Raw genomic sequence first — 25,990 nt, 5'->3', positions numbered from 1 at the left:
AGCAGTATTTCCCCGTTGTGTAGAGGGTAACGAATAAAGGCCCGGGAACGGCGGGCCTGATGACTACATATTCTGGGAGAGGGTCGCGACGGGTGAACCCCCGCCTTTTTTGCGCACCCACAGCCAGTAGGCCAGCGTGAGCAGTGCCACCCAGGCCAGTCCGACATACAGCGCGATGCGGCTCTCCTCAAAGTAACCGAGCAGGCCGATGACAAACACCATAAACGCCGTCGCCAGCGCCGGCGCGACCGGCCACCACGGCACCGGGAAGCTCAGCGCGGCGGCTTCCTCTTTGCTGATGGTGCGGCGCATCACAATCTGCGACAGCAGGATCATCAGCCACACCCACACGGTAGCGAAGGTGGCGATGGAGGCGATGATCATAAAGATCTGTTTCGGGATCAGGTAGTTGAGCACCACGCCGACCAGCAGGGCGATCGCCATCACCAGCACCGTCATCCAGGGAACGCCGTTGCCGGTCAGTTTGGTGAAGCTCCTCGGCGCCTGGCCTTCCTGCGCCATGCCGTACATCATCCGTCCGGCGCCGAAGATATCGCTGTTGATGGCGGAAATAGCGGCGGTGATCACCACCACGTTCAGCAGGTTGGCGGCCGATTCAATGCCCAGGCTGCTGAAGATCTCGACAAACGGGCTGCCGTTCTGGCCGATGCTGTTCCACGGATAGATCGCCATCAGCACCATCAGCGTCAGCACGTAAAACAGCAGGATGCGCAGCGGGACGGCGTTAATCGCCTTTGGCAGCACCTTGGCGGGATCCTTTGCTTCGCTGGCGGTGATGCCGATAATTTCAATCCCGCCGAAGGCGAACATCACCACCGCCAGCGAGGCCACCACGCCGCCGAAGCCGTTAGGCATAAAGCCGCCGTGCTGCCATAAATTGCTGAGGCCGGTGGCCTGCTGGGCCTGGCCGAAGCCAAACATCATCACCGCCGCGCCGCCGATAATCATGGCGACGATCGCCGCCACTTTGATCAGCGACAGCCAGAATTCCATTTCGCCGAATACTTTTACGCTGCACATATTCAGTGCGCCGATAAAGAGGATGATACTCAGCACCCAGACCCACTGGGCGACGTCCGGGAACCACAGCCCCATATAGATGCCGAAGGCGGTGACGTCGGCCAGCGCGACGATCACCATTTCAAAGGTATAGGTCCAGCCGGTGAGAAAACCGGCCAGCGGGCCGAGGTAACGGCTGGCGTAATGGCCGAACGAGCCGGAAACCGGCTGATGCACCGCCATCTCTCCCAGCGCGCGCATCACCATAAACACCGCCGCGCCGCCCACCAGATAGGCCAGCAGGACCGCCGGGCCGGCTAGCTGGATGGCGCCGGCGGAGCCGTAAAACAGGCCGGTGCCGATCGCCGAACCCAATGCCATAAACCGAATATGCCGCGCGTTAAGTCCGCGTCTGAGTTGTGTTGTGTCGCTACGCATGTTGCTTCCCGTTGTTGTTGTTTTGCGAAACAGGTACATGCTGCCCGCGCCGGGTGAAACGTACCCGGCGGGGCAGAACAAACTGCGTGGTCAGTATGTGGTTATGCCAGACTTGGCAGCAGCGCCGCAGGCAGCAGCGCTGTCAGGTGACGGGCCGCCAACAGCTGGCTGGCCGCTTCAATATCAGGGGCGAAGAAACGATCCTGATCGTAATGGCTGACCTGCTCGCGCAGCAGACGGCGCGCCTGCTCCAGCCCTTCGCTGGTGTGCAGCCCTTCGCGCAGATCCAGACCCTGGCAGGCGGCCAACCATTCGACCGCCAGAATGCCGCGCACGTTGTCGGCCATTTCCCACAGGCGACGCCCGGCGGCCGGCGCCATGGAGACGTGGTCTTCCTGGTTGGCGGAGGTTGGGATACTGTCGACGCTGGCCGGGTGCGCCAGCGCTTTGTTCTCACTGGCCAGCGCCGCGGCGGTCACCTGCGCGATCATAAAGCCGGAGTTAACGCCGCCATTTTTCACCAGGAACGGCGGCAACTGCGACATATGCTTATCCATCAGCAGTGAGATGCGGCGTTCGGACAGCGAGCCGATTTCGGCGAACGCCAGCGCCAGATTATCCGCGGCCATCGCCACCGGTTCGGCGTGGAAGTTGCCGCCGGACAGCACGTCGCCCTGTTCGGCGAACACCAACGGGTTATCGGACACCGCGTTGGCTTCGACAGCCAGAATCTCGCTGGCCTGACGAATTTGCGTCAGGCAGGCGCCCATCACCTGCGGCTGACAGCGTAGCGAGTAGGGATCCTGCACTTTTTCACAGTTGCGGTGCGAGTCGGACACTTCGCTGCGTTCGCCCAGCAGGTGGCGATAGGCCGCCGCCGCGTCGATCTGGCCGCGCTGGCCGCGAACCTCGTGAATGCGCGGATCGAACGGGCTGCGCGAACCCAGCGCCGCCTCTACGCTCAGGCTGCCGCAGACCGTGGCGGCGGCGTAGAGATCTTCCGCCTCAAACAGGCCGCGCAGTGCGAAAGCGGTGGACACCTGGGTGCCGTTCAGCAGGGCCAGCCCCTCTTTGGCCGCCAGCTGCAGCGGCTTCAGACCGGCTTTCGCCAGCGCGTCGCCGGCAGACAGCCACTCGCCCTGATAGCGCGCTTTGCCTTCCCCCAGCAGCAGCAGGCTCATGTGCGCCAGCGGCGCCAAATCGCCGGAGGCGCCTACCGAGCCTTTCAGCGGGATATGCGGATAGACCTCGGCGTTAACCAGCGCCATCAGCGCCTGCAGCACCTCCAGGCGGATGCCGGAGAAACCGCGCGACAGGCTGTTGATTTTCAGCACCATAATCAGGCGCACCAGGCTGTCGTCGGTCGGTGCGCCGACGCCGGCGGCGTGGGACAGCACGATGGAGCGCTGCAGATTTTCCAGATCGTCCCGGGCGATGCGGGTCGAGGCCAGCAGGCCAAAGCCGGTGTTGATGCCGTAGGTGGTGCGGTTCTCCTCGACGATGCGTTCAACGCAGGCGACGCTCTGTTCGATGGCGGCGTAAGCGTTGTCATCCAGGGTTAATTTGACCGGATGGTGATACACGTCGCGCAGTTCGGCGAGCGTCAGTTTGCCAGGGCGGATAGTGAGAGTTTTCATGCTTTTTTCCCCTGAGTGGCGGCAACCATTGGCAGGTTCAGACCCTGCTCGCGGGCGCAGTCGATGGCAATATCGTAACCCGCATCGGCATGGCGCATCACGCCGGTCGCCGGATCGTTGTGCAGAACACGGGCAATACGTTCGGCGGCTTCGTCGCTGCCGTCGCAGACGATCACCATGCCGGAGTGTTGTGAGAAGCCCATGCCGACGCCGCCGCCGTGGTGCAGGGAAACCCAGGTGGCGCCGCTGGCGGTGTTCAGCAGGGCGTTGAGCAGCGGCCAGTCGGACACGGCGTCGGAACCGTCCTGCATCGCTTCGGTTTCACGGTTCGGGCTGGCGACCGAACCGGAGTCCAGGTGATCGCGGCCGATGACGATCGGCGCTGACAGTTCGCCGCGGCGCACCATTTCGTTAAACGCCAGGCCCAGCTTGGCGCGCTGGCCCAGGCCGACCCAGCAGATGCGCGCCGGCAGGCCCTGGAAGCTGATGCGCTCACGCGCCATATCCAGCCAGCGGTGCAGGTGTTCGTCGTCGGGGATCAGCTCCTTGACCATCGCGTCGGTCTTGTAGATATCCTGCGGATCGCCGGACAGCGCGGCCCAGCGGAACGGCCCGATGCCGCGGCAGAACAGCGGACGAATGTAGGCCGGCACAAAGCCCGGGAAGTCGAAGGCGTTGTCGACGCCCATCTCTTTGGCCATCTGACGGATGTTGTTGCCGTAGTCAAAGGTCGGGATGCCCATCTGCTGGAACGCCAGCATTGCCTTGACGTGTTCCGCCATCGAGTTCTTGGCGGCCTTCACCACCACCGCCGGCTCGCGCTGGGCGCGTTCACGATACTCTTCCCAGCTCCAGCCCTGCGGCAGGTAACCGTTGAGCGGATCGTGGGCGCTGGTCTGGTCGGTGACCATATCCGGGCGTACGCCGCGTTTGACCAGTTCCGGCAGAACATCGGCGGCGTTGGCGCACAGCGCGACGGAGATCGCCTTGCCCTCGACGGTATAGCGCTTGATGCGCGCCAGCGCGTCATCCAGATCGCTGGCCTGTTCGTCGACGTAGCGGGTCTTCAGGCGGAAATCGATGCGGCTCTGCTGGCATTCGATATTCAGCGAGCATGCGCCGGCCAGCGTGGCCGCCAGCGGCTGCGCGCCGCCCATGCCGCCCAGGCCGGCGGTCAACACCCAGCGGCCCTGCAGGTTGCCGTCGTAGTGCTGGCGGCCGGCTTCGACGAAGGTTTCGTAGGTGCCCTGCACGATGCCCTGGCTGCCGATATAAATCCAGCTGCCGGCGGTCATCTGGCCGTACATTGCCAGCCCTTTGGCGTCCAGTTCGTTAAAGTGTTCCCAGGTGGCCCAGTGCGGCACCAGGTTGGAGTTGGCAATCAGCACGCGCGGCGCATTACTGTGGGTTTTGAACACGCCGACCGGCTTACCGGACTGCACCAGCAGCGTTTCGTCTTCTTCCAGCGTTTTCAGCGTTTCGACGATTTTGTCGTAGCAGTCCCAGTCGCGGGCGGCGCGGCCGATGCCGCCGTAAACCACCAGCTCATGCGGGTTTTCTGCGACTTCCGGATCGAGGTTGTTCATCAGCATGCGCAGCGGCGCTTCGGTCAGCCAGCTTTTTGCGTTTAATTGTGTGCCGCGAGGCGCGCGTACATCGACATTGCGAACTTTGTTATTTGCAGTCACAGCTCTTTCCTCAACTTGAAGTGTAGCAATTCAATCGGTGTGAATTGATGGCGTCGTTGCCTGCCCATCATGTCTGAATCGGGCGTCAGGTTTTATTAACATATACTTGTATGTACAAGCATATGCAATAGGGAATCAATTAACCGCTAAAATGGCATAAGTAAAAGTTATTTTTGTTTTTAATCATGTGGTTACTGTTTTATTGGCTCGGCACAGGGAAGAAAACGAGGCGAGGAATAGTGAGCTGACAGGCAAAAACGGATAAAAAATGCGTCATTTTTGAGCGTTAAATCACAATTAATTTACATAAGAATTACATGTCGGCGTGATGGATAAAAAAGCGTTATGGCGGGAGAGTCGGGCGCGGCCGGCCGCGCCCGTTGGCATCAAGGATTGGCCGTCTGCAGCGTCTTGCGGCGCGCCATTTTAACCAGCGTGGCGACGGCGGCAACGACCGCCGGCAGGCACAGGAACAGCAGAATGCTGTGCACTTCCCACTGCAGCGCCATCAGCTGCGCGCCAATCATCGTGCCGGCCACGCCGCCGAAACGGCCGATGCCCTGCATCCAGGCGATGCCGGTGGCGCGGCTGTGGGTCGGGTAAAAGGTGGCGGCCAGCGTTTGCAGCCCCGACTGTGCGCCGTTCATGGTAATGCCCATCAGGAAAATCAAGCCGCCCAGCAGAACGATATGGCGATCTTCGGTGGCCATGCCGACGATCAACAGCGCGGTGACGATGAAGCCGGCGGCGACCACCTTATGCGCGTTCCAGCGGTCCATCATCCAGCCGGCCATCAGGATGCCGGCGGTGCCGCCAAAGGTGAACAGCGAGGTCAGCATGGCGGACTGCTCCAGCTGATAACCCAGGCCCTGCATCAGAATCGGCATCCAGCTCAGCAGCATGTAGTAGATCACCAGCCCCATGCAGTAGGTGACCCACAGCATCAGGGTACCGAGCAGATAGGGGCGGCTGAACAGCAGGCCGACGCTGCTTTTTGGCGCCGCCAGCGGCGCTTCGTACAGATAAAAATGTTCGACGCCGTCGAGGTTTTTTCCGCTGAAGCGCTGGGTAATGCGTTTGATCTTTTGCATATCCTTGCCGCGGTTGACCAGGTATTTGACCGATTCCGGCAGCAGCAGAATCAGCAGCACCGTCAGCATCAGCGGTGCGATCGCGCCGAGCAGCAGCACGCTGTGCCAGCCGTAGCCCGGTATCAGCCAGGAGGAGATGGCGCCGCCGGCGGCGGCGCCCAGCGGAAAACCGCAGTACATGGTGTTGATCGCCAGTGAACGGCAGCGCTGCGGCGCATACTCGGAAATCAGCGTAATGGCGTTGGGCATGGCGGCGCCAAGGCCGAGACCGGTAAGAAAGCGCCACAGCGTCAGGCTGTCGAGCGAACCGGCGTAGGCGGTCGCCAGGCTGGACAAGCCGAAGAACAGGCAGGAAAACACCAGCACCCGCTTACGGCCGATGCGGTCGGAGAGCGGCCCGGCCACCAGCGCGCCCAGCGACAGCCCGAGCAGGGCGGCGCTCAGCACCGGCCCCAGATCCTGCTTGACGATCCCCCAGTCCTCGGCGAGCGCCGGCGCGATATAGCCCATGGCGGCGGTGTCGAAGCCGTCGATGGCCAGAACCAGAAAACCGAGAATAATCAGCGTCCAGTGGAACAGCGAGAACTTACTGTCGTCGATCGCCTGCTGGATGTTCAACTTGGTGGAATGAGCCATAGTCCCCTCGAAAAGTGCTTGTGATGGTTGTTGTATCGAACGCCGGAACGGATGCCCGACTTGTGCTTGCATGTATATACATCAGTGATGTGTGCGGGGATTAATGTCAAATACATTTATCTTATTTGTTGGCTAATTGTTATTTTTGCGACGCAGGATCGATTGTTGTGCGCCAGAGCGCGACATAGGCGGCGATGAGGTTATTTGGCCGCCGGGCGGGAATCTGAGATAATCGCGTTTTACCTGTCCAATATTGAGAGATGCATGCAGTACCCGATTAATGAGATGTTCCAGACTTTACAGGGCGAAGGTTATTTCACCGGCGTTCCGGCTATTTTTATCCGCCTGCAGGGGTGTCCGGTAGGATGCAGCTGGTGCGATACCAAACACACCTGGGAAAAGGATGCTCATCGGGAAGTGGACATGCAGCGCATTTTGGTGAAAACCGAGGAAAGCGACGCCTGGGGCAGCGCCAGCGCCGAACAGCTGCTGGCGGTAATACGCCAGCAGGGCTATAGCGCGCGCCATATCGTCATTACCGGCGGCGAACCGTGCATTTACGATTTAACCCCGCTGACCCGCCTGTTTGAAGAGCACGGCTACGGCTGCCAGATCGAAACCAGCGGCACCCACGAGGTGCAGTGCACGGCGGATACCTGGGTGACGGTTTCCCCGAAGGTGAATATGCGCGGCGGCATGAAAGTATTGGATCAGGCGCTAACGCGTGCGGATGAAATCAAACATCCGGTCGGGCGTCAGCGCGATATTGACGCGCTGGATGCGCTGTTGGAGACGCTGCACGATGAGAAACGGCGGGTGATTGCCCTGCAGCCGATCAGTCAGAAAGATGAAGCGACGAAGCTTTGTATCGCCACCTGCATCGAGCGCAACTGGCGCTTGTCGATGCAGACGCACAAGTATCTGAATATTGCTTAAGGCTGTCCGGCCGGTGGGCAAGATAGCGGGACGCGGCACTGCGCGCCCGTTATCGTTGCGCGCTTAACCTTTATAGACGCAGCCGGCGGTGCAGGTCTCTTTCACCATCACCGCGCTCAGTTCCGGCAGCAGCGGTTTCATCTGCTGCCAGATCCAGGCGGCGAGCACTTCACTGGTCGGATTTTCCAGCCCTGGAATATCGTTCAGATAATGGTGATCCAGCCGCTCCCAAACGGGTTTGAATGCGGCTTTCAGTTCGGCAAAGTCCATTACCCAGCCGGTGTGCGGATCCACCTCACCGGTTATCTCCAGACGCACCATAAACGAATGCCCGTGCAGACGGCCGCATTTATGGCCTTCAGGCACATGCGGCAGGCGGTGTGCGGCTTCAAATTGAAAATCTTTAAACAGCGTGGTTGCCATTGTTACGGCCTCATTGACTCAAAAACCGACGCATACTACCGGAAAGCGTGATTGCTTGCCATTTATACCGTTATGGTCTACATGATTGCGCACGCAATGCATCCTCTGCATTTTTTATTGACGCCTGCGGGGCCTTACCGGCCGGGCCGGTTAGCGGGTAAATGCGATTCATTCAAAAAACATCAAAAAAATCGCATTAAATTCAAAATGATAAAAATGAAACCTTAGCGCTTTAAGCGTTATGCCTTACCAGTAAAACAGCTTAGTCATTTTGGTTATTAATTATTGCTATCCCTTATTTATTCGTTGCTATTTGGCTCGGTAACCTTACAAACTCTCCTGATCTTTTCAGGAAATCAGACTGAACGAAAAGACAGCGAATGACACTGGCTAAGCATAGGAATTATGTCCGCAATGACGACTCAGGCTCCTCCAACATCTTTGCTCCCGCTGACGCCCGAACAGCTCTCTAACCTGCAGGCGGCGATTGGCGACTATTCGCCGACGCAGCTGGCGTGGCTGTCCGGTTACTTCTGGGGAATGGTTAACCAACAGCCCGGAGCCGTCGCCTTGCCGGCCGCGCCCGCCGCTGCTGCCGCGCCGAGCATTACCATTATTTCCGCCTCGCAGACCGGCAACGCCCGTCGCCTGGCGGAACAGCTGCGCGACGATCTGCTGGAGGCCAAGCTGAGCGTCAACCTGGTCAATGCCGGGGATTACAAATATAAGCAGATCGCTCAGGAACGCCTGCTGATCGTGGTGGCCTCCACCCAGGGCGAAGGCGAACCGGCGGAAGAGGCGGTGGCGCTGCATAAGTTCCTGCATTCCAAAAAAGCGCCGAAGCTGAATGAAACCGCCTTTGCGGTATTTGGCCTGGGCGATACGTCCTATGAGAATTTCTGCCAGTCCGGCAAGGATTTCGACGCCAAACTGGCGGAACTGGGCGCCGAGCGTCTGGTTGAACGTATTGATGCCGACGTCGAGTATCAGGACGTGGCGGCCGCCTGGCGCAAACAGGTGGTGACGGTGCTGAAAGAGCGCGCGCCAACGGAAAGCGCCGCGCCGGGCGTGCTGGCCGGCGCGGCGGTAGACCAGCTCGACAGCAGTCCGTACAGCAAAGAGCAGCCGCTGACGGCGCAGCTGGCGGTGAACCAAAAGGTGACTGGCCGTCATTCCGATAAAGACGTGCGCCACATTGAGATCGACCTGGGCGACTCCGGGCTGCGCTATCAGCCTGGCGATGCGCTGGGCGTCTGGTTCGATAACGATCCGGCGCTGGTCGACGAACTGGTGCAGCTGCTGTGGCTGAAAGGCGATGAAGCGGTCGAGGTGGACGGTAAAACGCTGCCGCTGAGCGACGCATTGCGCAGCCACTATGAGCTGACGCAGAACACTACGCCAATCGTAGAGAAATACGCCGCGCTGGCGCGTGATGAAAAGCTGCTGGCGCTGGTGGCCGACAAAGCCGCGCTGCAGCAGTATGCGCACAATACGCCGATCGTCGATATGGTGCGTCAGGCGCCGGTTGAACTCAGCGCCGAACAGCTGCTTGGCCTGTTGCGTCCGCTGACACCGCGCCTGTACTCCATTGCCTCTTCGCAGGCGGAAACGGAAAACGAAGTGCATGTCACGGTCGGCGTGGTGCGCTATGACATCGACGGCCGCGCGCGCGCCGGCGGCGCATCGAGCTTCCTGGCCGATCGCCTGGAGGAAGACGGTGATGTGCGGGTGTTTATCGAACACAACGACAACTTCCGCCTGCCGGCCAACCCGGACACGCCGGTGATCATGATCGGCCCCGGCACCGGTATCGCGCCGTTCCGCGCCTTTATGCAGCAGCGCGACGCCGACGGCGCCGGCGGCAAGAACTGGCTGTTCTTCGGCAACCCGCACTTTACCGAAGACTTCCTCTATCAGGTGGAGTGGCAGCGCTACGTGAAAGACGGCCTGCTGACCCGCATCGATCTGGCCTGGTCGCGTGACCAGCAGCACAAGGTGTATGTACAGGACAAACTGCGCGAACAGGGCGCGGAAGTGTGGCGCTGGATCCAGCAAGGCGCGCACATTTACGTCTGCGGCGATGCCAATCGCATGGCGAAAGACGTGGAAAATACATTACTGGAACTGGTCGCCGAGCACGGTGGGATGGATACCGAGCAGGCCGACGAATTTTTAAGTGAGCTGCGCTTTGAGCGCCGTTATCAGCGAGATGTTTACTGATGAGTGATAAACACCCCGGCCCTCTGGTTGTAGAAGGCAAACTGGCCGATGCCGAGCGCATGAAGCGTGAGAGTAACTTCCTGCGCGGCACCATCGCCGAAGATCTGAATGACGGTCTGACCGGCGGCTTTAACGGCGACAACTTCCTGCTGATCCGTTTCCACGGTATGTATCAGCAGGACGATCGCGATATCCGCGCCGAACGCGCCGAGCAGAAACTGGAGCCGCGCCATGCGATGATGCTGCGCTGCCGTCTGCCCGGCGGTATTATCAGCCCGCAGCAGTGGCTGGGCATTGATAAGTTTGCCGAGGAGAGCACGCTGTACGGTAGCATTCGCCTGACCAACCGTCAGACTTTCCAGTTTCACGGCATTCTGAAAGGCAACGTGAAGCCGGTGCACCAGCTGCTGAACAAGCTGGGGCTGGACGCACTGGCGACCGCCAACGACGTTAACCGTAACGTGTTGTGCACCTCGAACCCGGTGGAGTCCGAGCTGCATCAGGAAGCCTACGAGTGGGCGAAAAAAATCTCCGAGCATCTGCTGCCGCGCACCCGCGCCTATGCGGAAGTGTGGCTGGATAAAGAGAAGGTGGCGACCACCGACGAAGAGCCGATCCTCGGCCCGACCTATCTGCCGCGCAAATTCAAAACCACGGTGGTGATCCCGCCGCAGAACGACGTCGATCTGCACGCCAACGACATGAACTTTGTCGCCATTGCGGAAAACGGCAAGCTGGTGGGCTTTAACCTGCTGGTGGGCGGCGGCCTGTCGATTGAACACGGCAACAAGAAAACCTACGCGCGTAACGCCAGCGAGTTCGGCTATATTCCGCTGGAGCATACGCTGGCGGTGGCCGAGGCGGTGGTAACCACCCAGCGCGACTGGGGCAACCGCACCGATCGTAAAAACGCCAAAACCAAATATACGCTGGAGCGTGTCGGCGTCGACACCTTCCGCGCCGAAGTGGAAAAACGCGCCGGCATCACCTTCGAGCCGATTCGTCCTTATGAGTTTACCGGCCGCGGCGACCGCATCGGCTGGGTGAAAGGGGTCGATAACCACTGGCACCTGACGCTGTTTATCGAGAACGGCCGTCTGCTGGACTATCCGGGCCGTCCGCTGAAAAGCGGCGTGGCGGAAATTGCCAGAGTGCATCAGGGCGACTTCCGCCTGACCGCCAACCAGAACCTGATCGTCGCCGGCGTACCGGAAAGCGAGAAGGCCAATATTGAAGCCATCGCTCGCGCACACGGTCTGATCGATGACGGCGTCAGCGAGCAGCGTAAAAACTCGATGGCCTGCGTGTCGTACCCGACCTGCCCGCTGGCGATGGCGGAGGCCGAGCGCTTCCTGCCGCAGTTTGTCACCAAGGTTGAAGGCATCATGCATCAGCACGGGGTGGGCGATGAGCACGTGGTGCTGCGCGTGACCGGCTGCCCGAACGGCTGCGGCCGCGCGCTGCTGGCGGAGATCGGTCTGGTGGGCAAAGCGGTCGGCCGTTATAACCTGCACCTGGGTGGCAATCGCGAAGGGACGCGTATCCCGCGCATGTATCGCGAGAATATCAATGAAGAGCAGATCCTGCAGGAGATCGACCAACTGGTCGGCCGCTGGGCGCAAGAGCGCAACGCGGGCGAAGGGTTCGGCGACTTCACCATCCGCGCCGGTATTATCCGTCCGGTGGTGGATCCGGCACGGGATTTCTGGGACTAACCGAGGAGGCTGACAACATGGCTGAATTCGATCTGGCGGCGCTGAATGCGCTGCCGAAATCCGGGCAGGCGCTGGCGCTGGCTGAGGTCAACGGCAAACTGGAGCGGCTCTCTGCGCAACAGCGCGTGGAGTGGGCGCTGGAACAGCTGCCGGGCGCGTTTGTGCTCTCTTCCAGCTTCGGGATTCAGGCCGCGGTCTGTCTGCATCTGGTGACGCGTATCCAGCCGGATATTCCGGTGATCCTGACCGATACCGGCTATCTGTTCCCGGAAACCTATCAGTTTGTCGATCAGCTGACCGACAAACTGAACCTGAACCTGCAGGTGTTCCGCGCCGAGCACTCGCCGGCCTGGCAGGAAGCGCGCTACGGCAAACTGTGGGAGCAGGGCGTCGAAGGGATTGAGCGCTATAACCAGCTCAATAAGGTTGAGCCGATGAACCGCGCGCTGGAAACGCTGGGCGCCAACACCTGGTTCGCCGGCCTGCGCCGCGAGCAGTCCGGCAGCCGCGCCAACCTGCCGGTACTGGCGGTACAGCGCGGCGTCTTTAAGGTGCTGCCGATCATTGACTGGGACAACCGTCAGATTTATCAGTATCTGACGGATCACGGGCTGAGCTATCACCCGCTGCGGGAGCAGGGCTACCTGTCGGTGGGCGATACCCACACCACGCGCAAGTGGGAGCCGGGCATGAATGAAGAAGAGACGCGCTTCTTCGGCCTGAAACGTGAATGCGGGCTGCATGAGTAATCCGGATGCGCTGAGAGCGCAGACGGAATAACGAAGAAGGGATGGCGCCGGCCATCCCTTTTTTTATGACTTTTTCGCTTTGGGCGCCGGGTGCGCCTGCGCCAGCTCTTTTAACAGCGGCAGCAGCACCTGCACGCTGTCCCGGCTGCGTTTATCAATCCGTCCCGGCAGGTAGCGATCCAGATATTGTACGTTGTCGTACTGCGGCCGGTGCCAGGAGATACCCTGCGGGAAGTGCGGGCTGGCCGCACGCTGCTGATAGCCGTCTTTTTTGCCCAGCGCCCAGTTGGTGGCCTCGACCGCCATGACCGGGATACGTGCGTCGTCAAACACCTGCTGATCGGAGCAGCAGCCGGTGCCCTTCGGATACGGGTCGCTGCCGGGGTTGAGCGAGGCGGCGATGCCGTAGCGGTGGGCGATATCCAGCGCCCGATCGCGGCTCTGTTTGGCAACCTTCGGCGGCGTGTTGCGGCCGGCGTGGAAATAGAGTTTGTCGCCGGTGATCAGGCTGTCGAGATTAATCACCAGCAGCGTGTTCGCCCGCTCTTCCGCACTCATGCGCTGCAGATAATTTTTCGCGCCCAGCGAGCCAAGTTCCTCACCGCTGGCGGCAATAAAACGCAGGCTGTAGCGGGTGGGGATATCCTTCATCCGCTGCGCCAGTTCCATCATCACGCCGACGCCGGAGGCGTTATCGTCGACCCCTTGCAGCGTCAGACCGCCCAGGTTGTTGTCGACGTCGGCATCACTACGCGGCGTATAGGTATCGAAATGCGCCATCACGATGATCTGCTGTGGCCGATCGCCGCTTTTGGCGGCGATCACCGAGTTCACCCGGATAGTGCGCCAGTTTTCGCTGCCGTTTTTGTTGCGATAGAGATAGCGGCTGTTGAAGCTGCGAATATTACTCTGGTAGCCCATCTGGCCGAACTGCTGTTTCAGATAGTCGGCGGCCAGCTGTTCTGCCGGGCTGCCTGCCATACGTCCCGGAAAATAGGTGGCGATATAACGCATTTTTTCGGCGGCGAATTGACCCATTGGCGCGTCCTGGCCGGGATGCGTCGCGGCTGAGGCGCAAAAAACGCTGCTGAATGCCGCAGCCAACAGGCCGGCTTTCAGACACTGGCGGGAAAACATAGCGGAAAATCCTTCTCGTAGGCGCGCAATTACGCCGATTATTTTTTTCGGCCTTAGTATGAAACGCAATGGTGGATTAGACAATTTCATCTGCTCTTAATTTATGGCGGTAAAAGCTGAACGCCGTCGGTGGAAGGCGATTGCGAGGCGTATGGCAAATTAGCGGAATCGCTATTTAACCGCCTGAACAATAGGTCTACTATCCAGCGAGATGATTTTTCTCGGCAGGGAGAGCGCATGAATCAGCGTGTTGAGGGCGTTGAGAAGCGTGTCGGACGGGGGGAGGCGGACGTCAATCAGGTCAACCTTGATTTGGCCGAGCTGAACATGCGTTCGTTAGAATGGTGACCAAGGGCGATCTGCGTCAGGAGGTGGCCCTGCTGCACCGGGAAATTAGTTTGGTGAATAAAGAGGTTGTCAGCCAAACCAAATGGATGGTCAGTTGTATATTCGGCGTTGCCGCACGGTGCATGACCGCCGCCAAGCTGTGGTTCTGAGCGGTTTCGCCATCTCTTAAACGGCGTTATGTGCCTGTTTGTCCGGGCATGATGGCGGCGTATGCCGGTGCCTCACCGCGCCTGCGCCGCGGCCTATATTCCATAAATGCACATATCATTCCTTTTCGTCATTTCAGGGGCTAAATCGCAGCCCGTATAGTCACACTATCTTTCCGTTATATGAAAAGGCTGTTGTGGACTATCTACCAATATTTGCCGATCTGAAACAACGTCCGGTACTGGTCGTTGGCGGCGGTGAAGTTGCTGCGCGTAAAGTTGAACTGCTTGCGCGCGCCGGGGCTGAAATACGGATAGTTGCGCAGTCGCTCTCACCGGAACTTGAACAGCATCGCCAGTCTGGACGCATCAACTGGCTGGGGCAGGCGTTTGCGCCGCACCAGCTGGATGAGGTGTTTCTGGTGATCGCCGCAACCGACGACGCCGCGCTGAACGCCCAGGTTTATGCCGAGGCGGATAAGCGCCGCTTGCTGGCCAACGTGGTGGACGATCAGCCGCGTTGCTCATTTATTTTTCCGTCGATTGTTGACCGTTCACCGCTGATGGTGGCGGTGTCATCCGGCGGCAAGGCGCCGGTGCTGGCGCGGATGCTGCGTGAAAAGCTGGAGGCGCTGCTGCCGGCCAGCCTTGGCACCATGGCGCAACTGGCCGGCGGTTTTCGCGCACGGGTAAAGCAGCAGCTGAGTTCGATCGGCGCACGTCGTCGTTTCTGGGAGAAATCTCTTAACGGCCGCTTTGCCACGCTGGCGGCCAATAAGCAGCCGCAGCAGGCGCAGCAACAGCTGGAGCAAGACCTGGCCGCTTTTGCCGCCGGCGATGAGGCGTCACAGGGCGAGATTGCGCTGGTCGGCGCCGGGCCGGGCGACGTCGGTCTGCTGACCTTACGCGGCCTGCAGGTGATGCAGCAGGCCGACGTGGTGCTGTACGACCACCTGGTGAGCGACGAGATCCTCGATCTGGTGCGTCGCGATGCGGAACGCATCTGCGTAGGCAAACGTGCCGGCGCGCATCTGGTGATCCAGGAAGAGACCAACCGCCTGCTGGTGGAACTGGCGCAGCAGGGTAAACGCGTGGTGCGCCTGAAGGGCGGCGATCCGTTTATCTTTGGCCGCGGCGGGGAAGAGCTGCAGGTTGCGGCGGCGGCGGGGATCCCGTTTCAGGTGGTGCCGGGCGTCACGGCGGCAGCCGGTGCGACGGCCTATGCCGGCATCCCGCTGACCCACCGCGATCATGCGCAGAGCGTGACCTTTATCACCGGCCACTGTCGTCCCGATGGCGACGGGTTGGACTGGGCCGACCTGGCGCGTGCGCGCCAGACGCTGGCGATTTATATGGGCACCATGAAGGCGGCGGATATCAGCCAGCGTCTGATTGCCCATGGCCGCGAGGCGCAGACCCCGGTGGCGGTGATCAGCCGCGGCACGCGTGCTGACCAGCAGGTGCTGATCGGCACGCTGCAGCAGTTGGAACAATTAGCCCAGCAGGCGCCGTTGCCGGCGCTACTGGTGATTGGCGAAGTGGTGGAACTGCACCATCAAATCGCCTGGTTTGGGCATCAACCTCAGACGGACGGGGCTGCGCGTCCCGCCGTAGTGAATTTGGCTTAAAGGATCTGTTATGGACGAAAAACGACTCACTCACTTGCGGCAATTGGAGGCGGAGAGTATCCATATCATCCGTGAAGTTGCCGCTGAATTCAGCAACCCGGTGATGCTGTACTCCATAGGTAAAGACTCTTCGGTGATGCTGCATCTGGCGCGCAAGGCCTTCTATCCGGGCACCCTGCCGTTCCCGCTGCTGCACGTGGATACCGGCTGGAAATTCCAGGAGATGTATCAGTTCCGCGACCGCACGGCGAAAGAGTACGGTTTTGAGCTGCTGGTGCATAAAAACCCGGAAGGGGTGGCGATGGGGATTAACCCGTTTGTGCACGGCAGCGCCAAGCATACCGATATCATGAAAACCGAAGGCCTGAAGCAGGCGCTGAACAAATACGGTTTTGACGCTGCCTTTGGCGGCGCGCGGCGCGATGAGGAAAAATCCCGCGCCAAAGAGCGTATTTACTCATTCCGCGACCGTTTCCACCGCTGGGATCCGAAAAACCAGCGTCCGGAGCTGTGGCACAACTACAACGGCCAGATTAACAAAGGGGAAAGCATCCGCGTATTCCCGCTGTCGAACTGGACCGAGCTGGACATCTGGCAGTACATCTTCCTGGAAAATATCGACATCGTGCCGCTGTATCTGGCGAAGCCGCGTCCGGTGCTGGAGCGTGACGGCATGCTGATGATGGTGGATGACGACCGTATCGATCTGCAGCCGGGCGAAGTGATCAGCCAGCGCATGGTGCGCTTCCGCACGCTGGGCTGCTGGCCGCTGACCGGCGCGGTGGAGTCCTCGGCGGAAACGCTGCCGGAAATCATCGAGGAGATGCTGGTCTCCACCACCAGCGAACGTCAGGGCCGTATGATTGACCGCGATCAGTCTGGCTCGATGGAGCTGAAAAAGCGTCAAGGGTATTTCTAAGGAGCCGCCGGATGAACAACGTAATTGCACAACAAATCGCCGAGCAGGGCGGGGTGGAAGCCTATTTGCATGCGCAGCAGCATAAGAGCCTGCTGCGCTTCCTGACCTGCGGCAGCGTCGATGATGGCAAAAGCACCCTGATTGGCCGCCTGCTGCACGATACCCGTCAGATTTATGAAGATCAGCTGTCTACGCTGCACACCGACAGCAAACGTCTGGGCACGCAGGGCGAAAAGCTCGACCTGGCGCTGCTGGTGGATGGCCTGCAGGCAGAACGCGAGCAGGGCATCACGATCGACGTGGCCTATCGCTATTTCTCCACCGAGAAGCGCAAATTTATCATCGCCGATACGCCGGGGCATGAGCAGTACACCCGTAATATGGCCACCGGCGCATCGACCTGCGATCTGGCGATTTTGCTGATTGACGCGCGTAAAGGCGTGCTGGACCAGACGCGCCGCCACAGCTTTATCGCCACGCTGTTGGGTATTCGTCACCTGGTGGTGGCGGTCAACAAAATGGATCTGGTGGATTACAGCGAGCAGGTGTTTGAACAGTTTAAACAGGACTACCTGACGTTTGCCCAGCAGTTGCCAAACGATCTCGACATCAAGTTTGTGCCGCTGTCGGCGCTGGACGGCGATAACGTTGCCGGCCAGAGCGCCAACATGCCCTGGTACAGCGGTCCGACGCTGCTGGAAGTGTTGGAGAGCGTGGAGGTGATTGGCCGTTCGGAAGCCCAGCCGCTGCGTTTCCCGGTGCAGTACGTGAACCGCCCGAACCTGGATTTCCGCGGCTATGCCGGCACACTGTCTGCCGGCAAGGCGCACGTCGGGCAGCGGGTAAAAGTGCTGCCTTCCGGCGTGGAGTCCAGCATTGCGCGCATCGTCACCTTTGACGGTGACCTGCAGGAAGCGGTGCCGGGCGAGGCGGTGACGCTGGTGCTGCAGGACGAAGTGGATATCAGCCGCGGCGATCTGCTGGTGGCGGCCGATGATGACCTGCAGGCGGCGCAAAGCGCGCTGGTGGATGTGGTCTGGATGGCGGAACAGCCGCTGCAGCCGGGGCAGAGCTATGATATCAAGGTGGCCGGCAAGAAAACCCGCGCCCGGGTGGAGGCGATTCGCCATCAGGTAGAAATCAACTCGTTGGCGCAGTATCAGACCGACAGCCTGCCGCTGAACGGCATCGGCCTGGTGGCGCTGACCTTTGATGAACCGCTGGTGCTCGACAGCTACCAGAGCAACCCGGATACCGGCGGCATGATCATTATCGACCGTCTGAGCAACGTCACCGTCGGCGCCGGCCTGATCCGTGAGGCGCAGCAGACAACCACTGCCGCCGCCGGCGAGTTCAGCGCGTTTGAGCTGGAGCTGAATGCGTTGGTGCGCAAGCACTTCCCGCACTGGGGCGCGCGCGACCTGCTCGGAGGCCGGTAAGCGTGGCCGAGCGTGAACAGCGGCCGACCGGGCCGGACGATGAAAACGTGGTGTGGCATCCGCATGCGGTAACGCGTGCGGACCGCGAAACGCGCAATGGCCATCGCGGCGTGGTGTTGTGGTTTACCGGGCTGTCCGGCTCGGGAAAATCCACCGTGGCCGGCGCGCTGGAGCAGGCGCTGCACGCGATGGGCGTGCGCACCTATCTGCTTGACGGCGATAACGTGCGCCACGGGCTATGCCGCGATCTGGGCTTCTCGGATGATGACCGGCGTGAGAATATCCGCCGGGTCGGTGAAATGGCGAAGCTGATGGTGGATGCCGGCCTGGTGGTGCTGACCGCGTTTATTTCTCCGCACCGCGCCGAACGGCAAATGGTGCGTGACATGCTGGACGACGGCCAGTTTGTCGAGGTGTTTGTCGACACGCCGCTGGCCATCTGTGAAGCGCGCGATCCGAAGGGCTTATACAAAAAAGCCCGCGCCGGCGAGCTGCGCAATTTCACCGGCATCGACGCGGTTTATCAGGCGCCGGAGGCGGCAGATATCCACCTGAATGGCGAACAATTGGTAACAAATTTGGTTGCGCAATTGTTAGACGTGCTGCGTGGTCAGGCTATTATCAAACCCTGAGTTCCCAAAGAGCGTGTGGCGGTTATCTGCCATGCGCTTTTTACTCTGACACGCCGCAGAGCGTGCTGAGAGCGATGAATAACCAGGGATTACTATGCAAAATGTCTCGCCCGTCGTGATTGATTCAACATCAGAGAAAGAAGAACCTTCTTACTCGTTTCTCGGTGGCGTCAGCGGTTTCGTTTTCTATTGGCTGGCGTTTACGCTGCCGTTCCTGGTCTATGGCTCCAACACGCTGTTTTTCCTGCTGTATACCTGGCCTTTCTTCCTGGCTTTAATGCCGGTGTCGGTCCTGATCGGCATCACGCTCAGCATGCTGCTGCGCGGACGCCTGATTTTGACGCTGTTGCTGACCGGCGTTGCGGTGCTTTGCCTGTTCTGGCTGGTATTCAGTCTGCTGAGCGGTTGGTAACCAGCCGGGCGCGCAAGCGCGCGCCGACTGATTGCAAAGCCGTGCCGAAGGTTACAAAACTTTGCTTAAAAACGCCTGAGTACGCGGGTTGGCCGGCTGGCTGAAAATCTGCTGCGGCGTTCCCTCCTCCTGAATGACGCCCTGATCGATAAACAGCACCCGATCCGCCACTTCGCGGGCAAATGCCATTTCGTGCGTCACCACCACCATGGTCATGCCTTCATGGGCCAGCGCCTTGATCACCGCCAGCACTTCGCCGACCAGCTCCGGGTCGAGCGCGGAGGTCGGTTCGTCGAACAGCATGACTTTCGGCTCCATGGCCAGCGCGCGGGCAATCGCCACCCGCTGCTGCTGGCCGCCGGACAGACTGCCGGGATAGGCGTCGATTTTATCCAGCAGACCGACCTTGCGCAGCAACGTTTCGGCCTGCCGCGTGGCGTCGGCGCGGGAGAGTCGTTTCACGTCCATCGGCGCCATAATAATATTTTCCAGCACGGTCATATGCGGGAACAGGTTAAAGCGTTGGAATACCATGCCGACGCTGGCGCGCATTTTATTGAGATCGGTCTTCCGATCGTGAATCGCGAAGCTGTTAACCTCGATTTCGCCGCCGGACAGGCTTTCCAGCGCGTTTAGGCAGCGCAGGAAGGTGCTTTTGCCGGAGCCGGACGGGCCGATGACGCACACCACTTCGTTGGCGGCAATCTGGCAGTCAATGCCGCGCAGCACATGGGTGGGGCCAAACTGTTTTTGCAGATTATGTACGCGAATCACTTTTCCCGAACCTCTTTTCCAGATGTTGCACCATCAGCGACAGCAAGAAGGTGATGACCCAATAGACCAGCGAGATGGTCAGATAGGGTTCCCAGTAGGTGGCGTAGGCGCCGGATACGGTGCGCGCCGCGTAGGCCAGATCGGCCAGGCCGATGGCAGAGGCCAGCGAGGAATCCTTCACGATGGCGATGGCGTTATTGCCCAGCGGCGGCAGCATGCGGCGAAACGCCTGCGGCAAAATGACTTTGCGCATGGTTTTGCCGTAGCTCATGCCGAGCGAGCGCGAGGCCTCCATCTGCCCACGGTCGATAGACTGGATCCCGGCGCGGAAAATTTCGGACACATAGGCGCCGGCGTTGAGCGTAATCGCTACCACGCAGGACAGGAAAGCGCCGTAATCGGCGCGCAGCTCGCGGGCAAAATCGCTGCTCATAATGCCGCCGACGACCAGCAGTCCGTCGCGCGGATTGATAAACAGCGGCACCAGGGCGAAGTGCACCACCATGATCTGCACGAACAGCGGCGTGCCGCGGAAGGCGCTGATATAGATACGCACCGGCCATTGAACGCCGTAGTGCAAAATGGGTTTCCAGACGCCGTGCGGCGCCTGCGCCAGCCGGCCTAAACCGAGGAGCAGGCCCCAGGTGGTGCCCAGCAGGACGCAGATAATGGTGCATTTGATGGTCATCCAGGCGCCTTCCATAAACAGCGGGGCGTATTCCTGGATGATCTCCCAGCGGAAATTCACGGTAAATTCCTTATTGGCAGTTGCAGGGCCGGACGCATCCGGCCCGTATCAGGCAAGCGGATTATTGGGCCGGCAGCGTGGGGACGTTGTTGTCAAACCAGGTCTGGTAGATTTTGGCGTAGGTGCCGTCGGCGATGATTTTTTTCAGGCCGGCGTTGATCTTGTCGCGCAGTTCATCGTTGCCTTTGGCGACGGCAATGCCGAAATACTGCCGTTCAAACTTGGCGTCGGACACCAGCTTGAACTGCTTTTCCGGATGCGTTTTGATATAGAACTTGGCGACGCCGACGTCGCCGACTGCCGCGCCGATGCCGTCTTCATACAGCTCTTGCAGCATCAGCGGCGTGTTGTCGAAACGCTTGATGGCGGTGTTGTTTTTCCCCAGCACGTCGGATACCACGATATCGCCGGTGCTGGAGTTGACCACGCCGACTTTCAGCGCCTTCAGCGCGGCGATGGCGTCGACCGTTGAATCCTTCGGCACCACAATCGCCTGCTCCGCCGGGAAGTACGGCGCGGAGAATTCCACCATCTGTTTGCGCTTATCGGTAATGGTAATGCCGGAGATAATGATGTCACGATCGCCGGTGTTCAACGTGGCGAAGATGCCTTCCCACGGCGTATTGACCAGTTTGATCTTGAAGCCTTCGGCCGCCGCGACGGCTTTGATGATGTCAATATCAAAACCTTCCAGCTGTTTATTGCTGTTTTCGAACTCGAACGGGCGGTAGGTGCCGCCGGAACCGACGACGTAGGTGGTTTCAGCCGCGGCGGAAAAGCCGGCGGTCAGGCAGGCTGCCATCAGCAGCAAGTGTTTTAACATGGTGAATCCCCGGAAGTTTATAGATGCTTTGTTGGTGTTTATTCATATTTACTGCATAAAAGTAATAACCAAAGAATGAAATTACAACCGTGACGGTGGGTTTTGTTGGTTTATGGTGTTAAATATTCATTTTTGCCGATTGGCTGGTGGAAACCGTGGCGGCTTCGCTAGTCAGCCAGTGTGATGCTCTGTACAAGATATGAACCGTGGCTGCTCGGTTGTTGGGCTTTCGTACGGTTTTTTCCGGCTGTGAAGGTTTTTTTGCCGCTTTCAGCGCATTTTTAGGTTATAAACGCACATAAGTGCTCATCCGTATTCTTAAACTGGCGGCGAAATGCCGCTCTCAGTGTGGAGTCCAACGAAAAGTTGTGGGATGATTAGGCGGTTTTTCAGGGGGCGCGGATGGGAAAACTTACGCTACTATTGTTGGCATTGCTTGGCTGGTTACAGTATTCGCTGTGGCTGGGCAAGAATGGGGTTCACGATTACGTGCGGGTCAATGACGATGTTGCAGTCCAGCAGGGCAGCAACGCCAAGTTGAAAGCGCGTAACGATCAGTTGTTCGCCGAAATCGACGATCTTAACGGTGGTCAGGAAGCGATTGAAGAGCGCGCGCGTAACGAACTGGGCATGATCAAGCCCGGAGAAACTTTCTATCGTCTGGTTCCTGACCAAGCCAGACGCGGCGTGACGCCTTCCTCGCAAAACAACGTAAAATAAACATGAATCACTCCGCAGGCTCCTTGCCGCAGGTGGTTGCCGTACTGCCGGCGGCAGGCATTGGCAGCCGTATGCAAACAGATTGCCCAAAGCAGTACCTCACCATCGGCAACCAAACTATTCTTGAACATGCGATCCACGCTTTGCTGCGTCATCCGCGTGTCCGTCAGGCGATCGTGGCCATCGGCCCGGACGATGGCCACTTTTCCCGTTTACCGATTGCCCGCGATCCGCGGGTGGTGGTGACGGTCGGCGGCCAGCAGCGCGCGGATTCGGTGATGGCCGGCCTGCAGCTGGCGGGCGACGCCGAATGGGTGCTGGTGCACGACGCCGCGCGTCCGTGTCTGCATGCCGACGATCTTGAGCGTCTGCTGGCGATTACCGAACACAGTAAAGTGGGCGGTATTCTCGCTGCGCCGGTGCGCGATACCATGAAACGGGCGGAAAGCGGGGTTGCGGCCATCGCCCATACGGTGGAGCGCCAGGACTTATGGCACGCGCTGACGCCGCAGCTCTTCCCGCAGGCGCTGTTGAAACAGTGCCTGCAGCGGGCGATGGATGAAGGGGCGAACGTCACCGATGAAGCCTCGGCGCTGGAGCATTGCGGCTACCATCCGCTGCTGGTGGCGGGACGCGCCGATAATATTAAAGTGACGCGGCCGGAAGATTTACGGCTGGCGGCGTTTTATTTAACCCAGTTGAACCAATAGGAGCAGGCTCGATGCGAATCGGTCACGGTTTTGATGTACATAAATTCGGCGGCGAAGGCCCGCTGGTGATCGGTGGCGTCCGCATTCCTTACGAACAAGGTTTGCTGGCCCATTCCGACGGTGATGTGGCGCTGCACGCCGCTACCGACGCGCTGCTGGGCGCTGCCGCGCTGGGCGATATCGGCAAGCTGTTCCCGGATACCGATCCGTCCTTTAAAGGCGCCGACAGCCGTGAACTGCTGCGTGAAGCCTGGCGCCGTATCCGCGCCAAAGGCTACCGTTTGGGCAACCTGGACGTCACGATTATCGCTCAGGCGCCGAAAATGGCGCCGCATATCCCGCAGATGCGCGTTTTCCTGGCGGAAGATCTGCAGTGCCATATGGATGACGTCAACGTTAAGGCGACCACTACGGAAAAACTGGGGTTCACCGGCCGTGGCGAAGGGATTGCCTGCGAAGCGGTTGCCTTGTTAATCAAGGAGTAAACCGATGGATATGGCAAACCTGACCTGGCTGCACGGCCAGCCGCAGGCCAGCGGCGTGCTGAAGGCCAACCCGGAAGATTTCGTGGTGGTGGAAGATCTGGGCTTTACGCCGGACGGCGAGGGCGAGCATCTGCTGGTCAATATTCGCAAAAACGGCTGCAATACGCAGTTTGTCGCCGACTATCTGGCGCGTTTTGCCGGCGTTCACGGACGCGCGGTCAGCTATGCCGGCCTGAAAGACCGTCACGCGGTGACCGAGCAGTGGTTCTGCCTGCACCTGCCGGGCAAGGAAACGCCCGATCTCGCCCGTTTTGAGCTGGAAGGCTGCGAAGTGCTCGCCGCCGCTCGTCATCGCCGTAAACTGCGCATTGGCACGCTGAAAGGCAACGGCTTTACGCTGGTGCTGCGCCATATCAGCGATCGTGACGACGTAGAGCGTCGTCTGCAGGCGATTGCCGCGGACGGCGTGCCGAACTATTTCGGCAGCCAGCGCTTTGGCCACGGCGGTAATAATCTGACGATGGCGCGCCGCTGGGCCAATGACGAGATCCGCGTTAAAGAACGCAACAAGCGCAGCTTTTACCTTTCCGCCAGCCGCAGCGCCCTGTTTAATCTGGTGACGTCGACGCGGCTGGCCAATCAGCAGCAGCGCAGCGTGCTGGAAGGTGATGCGTTGCAACTGAGCGGACGCGGCAGCTGGTTTGTCGCCAAGGCGGATGAGCTGGAGAATGTGCAGCAGCGTGTGAATGACGGTGAACTGCTGATTACCGCGCCGCTGCCGGGAGATGGCGAGCCTGGCACCGCCGGCGCCGCGCTGGATTTTGAACAACAGTGCTTGGCGCAGCAGCCACAATTGCTTAGTCTCTTAAAGCGTGAGCGCGTAGACCCTGCCAGACGCGCTTTGCTGTTGCAGCCGCAGAATATGCAATGGAACTGGTGGGATGATGTCACCGTTGAACTGCGTTTTTGGCTGCCGGCCGGCAGTTTCGCCACCAGCGTAGTTCGCGAGATTATGCAGCAGGATAACCGTGATGCGGATATTACTGAGTAACGATGACGGCGTCAGCGCGCCGGGCATTCAGGTGCTGGCCGCGGCGCTGCGTGAGTTTGCCGACGTGATGGTTGTCGCCCCCGATCGCAATCGCAGCGGCGCGTCCAATGCGTTGACGCTGGAAGCGCCTCTGCGTACCCAAACGTTGCCCAACGGCGATATCGCCGTACTGCAGGGCACGCCGACCGACTGCGTGTATCTGGGCGTGAACGCCCTGATGCGTCCGGCGCCGGATATTGTGGTTTCCGGCATTAACGCCGGCCCTAACCTGGGCGACGATGTGATCTATTCCGGCACCGTGGCGGCAGCAATGGAAGGGCGGCATTTAGGCCTGCCGGCGTTGGCGGTGTCGCTGAATGGCCACCGGCATTATGACACCGCAGCGGCCATAACCTGCCGTCTGTTGCGCGCGTTGTTGCGTGAGCCGCTGCGTACCGGAAAAATTCTCAACGTCAACGTGCCGGACGTGCCGCTCGCTGAAATCAAAGGGGTCCGCGTGACCCGCTGCGGCAGCCGCCATCCGGCGGAGCAGGTGTTTTGTCAGCAGGATCCGCGCGGTCGGGATCTCTACTGGATTGGGCCGCCGGGCGATAAATTTGATGCCGGGCCGGATACGGATTTTGCTGCCGTTGAGCAGGGCTATGTTGCGGTAACGCCGTTACAGGTGGATTTAACCGCGTATGCCGCCCAGGATGTGGTAAAAACATGGTTAACCAAAGCCGAGGTCAGCGGGGAATGGTGAGTAAGTCAATGCAAACATTGCTGGCTCAGCTGCGTCAGCAGGGGATCCAGGACGAACGACTGTTGCAGGCCATGGCGGCCGTGCCGCGTGAGCGCTTTGTCGATGAAGCGCTCCAGCATAAAGCCTATGAAAATACCGCGTTGCCGATAGGGTCGGGGCAGACCATCTCCCAGCCGTATACGGTGGCGCGTATGACCGAACTGCTGAACCTGACGCCGACGTCGCGCGTGCTGGAAATCGGCACCGGTTCCGGTTACCAGACGGCTATCCTGGCGCATCTGGTCCAGCATGTGTGCTCCGTCGAGCGCATCAAAGGGTTGCAGTGGCAGGCCAAACGTCGCCTGAAGCAGCTCGATTTGCATAATGTCTCCACCCGCCACGGCGACGGCTGGCAAGGCTGGGCCTCGCGCGGGCCGTTTGACGCCATTATCGTCACGGCTGCGCCGCCGGAAATCCCGCAGGAGCTGATGGCACAGCTGGACGAGGGCGGCATTATGGTGCTGCCGGTGGGAGAACAGTCACAAATTCTCAAGCGTATTCAACGTCGCGGTGGCGAATTTGTTATTGATGCGGTGGAGGCGGTGCGTTTTGTCCCGTTGGTAAAAGGCGAGCTGGCCTAACCGGCTGTCTGTTTTATCGGCTAAACGCAAAATCTGTTGCACTTTCATACGTCAGGAGCGGTTTTTAACGTTCCAATAAGACTAATTTCCAATACAATTGCCT

General features: G+C 59.8%; 25 protein-coding genes. 16 read left to right on the top strand and 9 right to left on the bottom strand.

The window, feature by feature from the left end; genetic code table 11:
- Positions 1-63: 63 nt before the first annotated feature.
- From FO014_RS05980 to FO014_RS05965, 4 genes are all read right to left on the bottom strand, one after another.
- Positions 64-1,458, bottom strand: coding sequence for an amino acid permease (locus FO014_RS05980; RefSeq protein ID WP_160028303.1), 1,395 nt, complete (start codon positions 1,456-1,458; stop codon positions 64-66).
- Positions 1,459-1,559: 101 nt separating this feature from the next.
- Positions 1,560-3,095, bottom strand: a complete 1,536-nt coding sequence (hutH, locus tag FO014_RS05975; RefSeq protein ID WP_160028301.1) for a histidine ammonia-lyase — start codon at positions 3,093-3,095, stop codon at positions 1,560-1,562.
- The gene (hutU, locus tag FO014_RS05970; protein ID WP_160028299.1) at positions 3,092-4,783 is read right to left on the bottom strand and encodes a urocanate hydratase; all 1,692 of its coding nucleotides are present in this window, start codon (positions 4,781-4,783) and stop codon (positions 3,092-3,094) included. Before hutU ends, hutH begins: the two co-directional genes overlap by 4 nt.
- Before the next feature lie 386 nt (positions 4,784-5,169).
- A complete protein-coding gene (locus FO014_RS05965) occupies positions 5,170-6,510 on the bottom strand; it encodes an MFS transporter (RefSeq protein ID WP_160028297.1) in 1,341 nt (446 codons plus the stop codon).
- Between the two features lie 264 nt (positions 6,511-6,774).
- On the opposite strand from FO014_RS05965, the gene queE reads away from it, so the two are divergent.
- Positions 6,775-7,446, top strand: a complete 672-nt coding sequence (queE, locus tag FO014_RS05960; RefSeq protein ID WP_105229815.1) for a 7-carboxy-7-deazaguanine synthase QueE — start codon at positions 6,775-6,777, stop codon at positions 7,444-7,446.
- 63 nt (positions 7,447-7,509) lie between these two features.
- Here queE and queD read toward each other — a convergent pair whose 3' ends face one another.
- Positions 7,510-7,869: a 6-carboxytetrahydropterin synthase QueD gene (queD, locus tag FO014_RS05955; protein ID WP_105229816.1), complete on the bottom strand. Its 360-nt coding sequence runs from the start codon at positions 7,867-7,869 to the stop codon at positions 7,510-7,512.
- Positions 7,870-8,283: 414 nt separating this feature from the next.
- Here queD and cysJ point away from each other — a divergent pair, with 414 nt between their 5' ends.
- Genes cysJ through FO014_RS05940 form a run of 3 tightly spaced genes read left to right on the top strand, consistent with a single transcriptional unit; the run spans position 8,284 to position 12,553 of the window.
- Positions 8,284-10,089, top strand: coding sequence for an NADPH-dependent assimilatory sulfite reductase flavoprotein subunit (cysJ, locus tag FO014_RS05950; RefSeq protein WP_160028295.1), 1,806 nt, complete (start codon positions 8,284-8,286; stop codon positions 10,087-10,089).
- Entirely contained in the window at positions 10,089-11,804 is a 1,716-nt protein-coding gene (cysI, locus tag FO014_RS05945; RefSeq protein ID WP_160028293.1) for an assimilatory sulfite reductase (NADPH) hemoprotein subunit, read from the top strand. Before cysJ ends, cysI begins: the two co-directional genes overlap by 1 nt.
- Before the next feature lie 17 nt (positions 11,805-11,821).
- Positions 11,822-12,553, top strand: coding sequence for a phosphoadenylyl-sulfate reductase (locus tag FO014_RS05940; protein WP_105229819.1), 732 nt, complete (start codon positions 11,822-11,824; stop codon positions 12,551-12,553).
- Positions 12,554-12,616: 63 nt separating this feature from the next.
- Here FO014_RS05940 and FO014_RS05935 read toward each other — a convergent pair whose 3' ends face one another.
- Positions 12,617-13,690 (bottom strand): aminopeptidase, encoded by a 1,074-nt coding sequence (locus tag FO014_RS05935; RefSeq protein WP_160028291.1) that lies wholly within the window; start codon positions 13,688-13,690, stop codon positions 12,617-12,619.
- A gap of 341 nt (positions 13,691-14,031) precedes the next feature.
- Here FO014_RS05935 and FO014_RS05930 point away from each other — a divergent pair, with 341 nt between their 5' ends.
- The 6 genes from FO014_RS05930 (at position 14,032) to FO014_RS05905 (ending at position 19,214) form a co-directional block, all read left to right on the top strand.
- Positions 14,032-14,187 carry a hypothetical protein gene (locus tag FO014_RS05930; RefSeq protein ID WP_160028289.1) on the top strand — a complete coding sequence of 52 codons (156 nt, stop codon included), beginning with the start codon at positions 14,032-14,034 and terminating at the stop codon, positions 14,185-14,187.
- A 194-nt stretch (positions 14,188-14,381) separates the two neighbouring features.
- On the top strand, positions 14,382-15,812 hold the full coding sequence (gene cysG / locus FO014_RS05925; protein WP_160028287.1) for a siroheme synthase CysG: 1,431 nt from the start codon (positions 14,382-14,384) through the stop codon (positions 15,810-15,812).
- Positions 15,813-15,822: 10 nt separating this feature from the next.
- Positions 15,823-16,731 (top strand): sulfate adenylyltransferase subunit CysD, encoded by a 909-nt coding sequence (gene cysD / locus FO014_RS05920; RefSeq protein ID WP_015670974.1) that lies wholly within the window; start codon positions 15,823-15,825, stop codon positions 16,729-16,731.
- Positions 16,732-16,742: 11 nt separating this feature from the next.
- The gene (cysN, locus tag FO014_RS05915; protein ID WP_160028285.1) at positions 16,743-18,170 is read left to right on the top strand and encodes a sulfate adenylyltransferase subunit CysN; all 1,428 of its coding nucleotides are present in this window, start codon (positions 16,743-16,745) and stop codon (positions 18,168-18,170) included.
- 2 nt (positions 18,171-18,172) lie between these two features.
- The gene (gene cysC / locus FO014_RS05910; RefSeq protein ID WP_160028283.1) at positions 18,173-18,802 is read left to right on the top strand and encodes an adenylyl-sulfate kinase; all 630 of its coding nucleotides are present in this window, start codon (positions 18,173-18,175) and stop codon (positions 18,800-18,802) included.
- A gap of 94 nt (positions 18,803-18,896) precedes the next feature.
- Entirely contained in the window at positions 18,897-19,214 is a 318-nt protein-coding gene (locus FO014_RS05905) for a DUF3561 family protein (protein ID WP_160028281.1), read from the top strand.
- Between the two features lie 51 nt (positions 19,215-19,265).
- Here FO014_RS05905 and FO014_RS05900 read toward each other — a convergent pair whose 3' ends face one another.
- From FO014_RS05900 to FO014_RS05890, 3 genes are all read right to left on the bottom strand, one after another.
- Entirely contained in the window at positions 19,266-19,988 is a 723-nt protein-coding gene (locus FO014_RS05900) for an amino acid ABC transporter ATP-binding protein (RefSeq protein WP_160028279.1), read from the bottom strand.
- Complete coding sequence (locus FO014_RS05895; RefSeq protein WP_160031365.1) at positions 19,972-20,691, bottom strand: amino acid ABC transporter permease; 720 nt, start codon at positions 20,689-20,691, stop codon at positions 19,972-19,974. Before FO014_RS05895 ends, FO014_RS05900 begins: the two co-directional genes overlap by 17 nt.
- 106 nt (positions 20,692-20,797) lie before the next feature.
- The gene (locus FO014_RS05890) at positions 20,798-21,559 is read right to left on the bottom strand and encodes a basic amino acid ABC transporter substrate-binding protein (RefSeq protein WP_160028277.1); all 762 of its coding nucleotides are present in this window, start codon (positions 21,557-21,559) and stop codon (positions 20,798-20,800) included.
- Between the two features lie 402 nt (positions 21,560-21,961).
- Here FO014_RS05890 and ftsB point away from each other — a divergent pair, with 402 nt between their 5' ends.
- The 6 genes from ftsB to FO014_RS05860 are packed head-to-tail and all read left to right on the top strand — an operon-like array spanning position 21,962 to position 25,887.
- Positions 21,962-22,279, top strand: a complete 318-nt coding sequence (gene ftsB, locus FO014_RS05885; RefSeq protein ID WP_015670981.1) for a cell division protein FtsB — start codon at positions 21,962-21,964, stop codon at positions 22,277-22,279.
- Between the two features lie 2 nt (positions 22,280-22,281).
- The gene (ispD, locus tag FO014_RS05880) at positions 22,282-22,989 is read left to right on the top strand and encodes a 2-C-methyl-D-erythritol 4-phosphate cytidylyltransferase (protein WP_160028275.1); all 708 of its coding nucleotides are present in this window, start codon (positions 22,282-22,284) and stop codon (positions 22,987-22,989) included.
- Between the two features lie 11 nt (positions 22,990-23,000).
- Positions 23,001-23,474: a 2-C-methyl-D-erythritol 2,4-cyclodiphosphate synthase gene (ispF, locus tag FO014_RS05875; RefSeq protein WP_015670983.1), complete on the top strand. Its 474-nt coding sequence runs from the start codon at positions 23,001-23,003 to the stop codon at positions 23,472-23,474.
- 4 nt (positions 23,475-23,478) lie between these two features.
- Positions 23,479-24,525, top strand: coding sequence for a tRNA pseudouridine(13) synthase TruD (gene truD, locus FO014_RS05870; protein WP_160028273.1), 1,047 nt, complete (start codon positions 23,479-23,481; stop codon positions 24,523-24,525).
- Positions 24,506-25,267, top strand: a complete 762-nt coding sequence (gene surE / locus FO014_RS05865) for a 5'/3'-nucleotidase SurE (protein ID WP_160028271.1) — start codon at positions 24,506-24,508, stop codon at positions 25,265-25,267. Before truD ends, surE begins: the two co-directional genes overlap by 20 nt.
- Positions 25,261-25,887, top strand: a complete 627-nt coding sequence (locus FO014_RS05860; protein ID WP_105229834.1) for a protein-L-isoaspartate(D-aspartate) O-methyltransferase — start codon at positions 25,261-25,263, stop codon at positions 25,885-25,887. Before surE ends, FO014_RS05860 begins: the two co-directional genes overlap by 7 nt.
- Positions 25,888-25,990: the final 103 nt, after the last annotated feature.

The sequence above is a fragment of the Serratia rhizosphaerae genome (genome assembly GCF_009817885.1).
Taxonomy (GTDB): domain Bacteria; phylum Pseudomonadota; class Gammaproteobacteria; order Enterobacterales; family Enterobacteriaceae; genus Serratia_B; species Serratia_B rhizosphaerae.
Note: the sequence above shows the minus strand (reverse complement) of the source record. Positions and strands in the feature narration are given on the sequence as shown.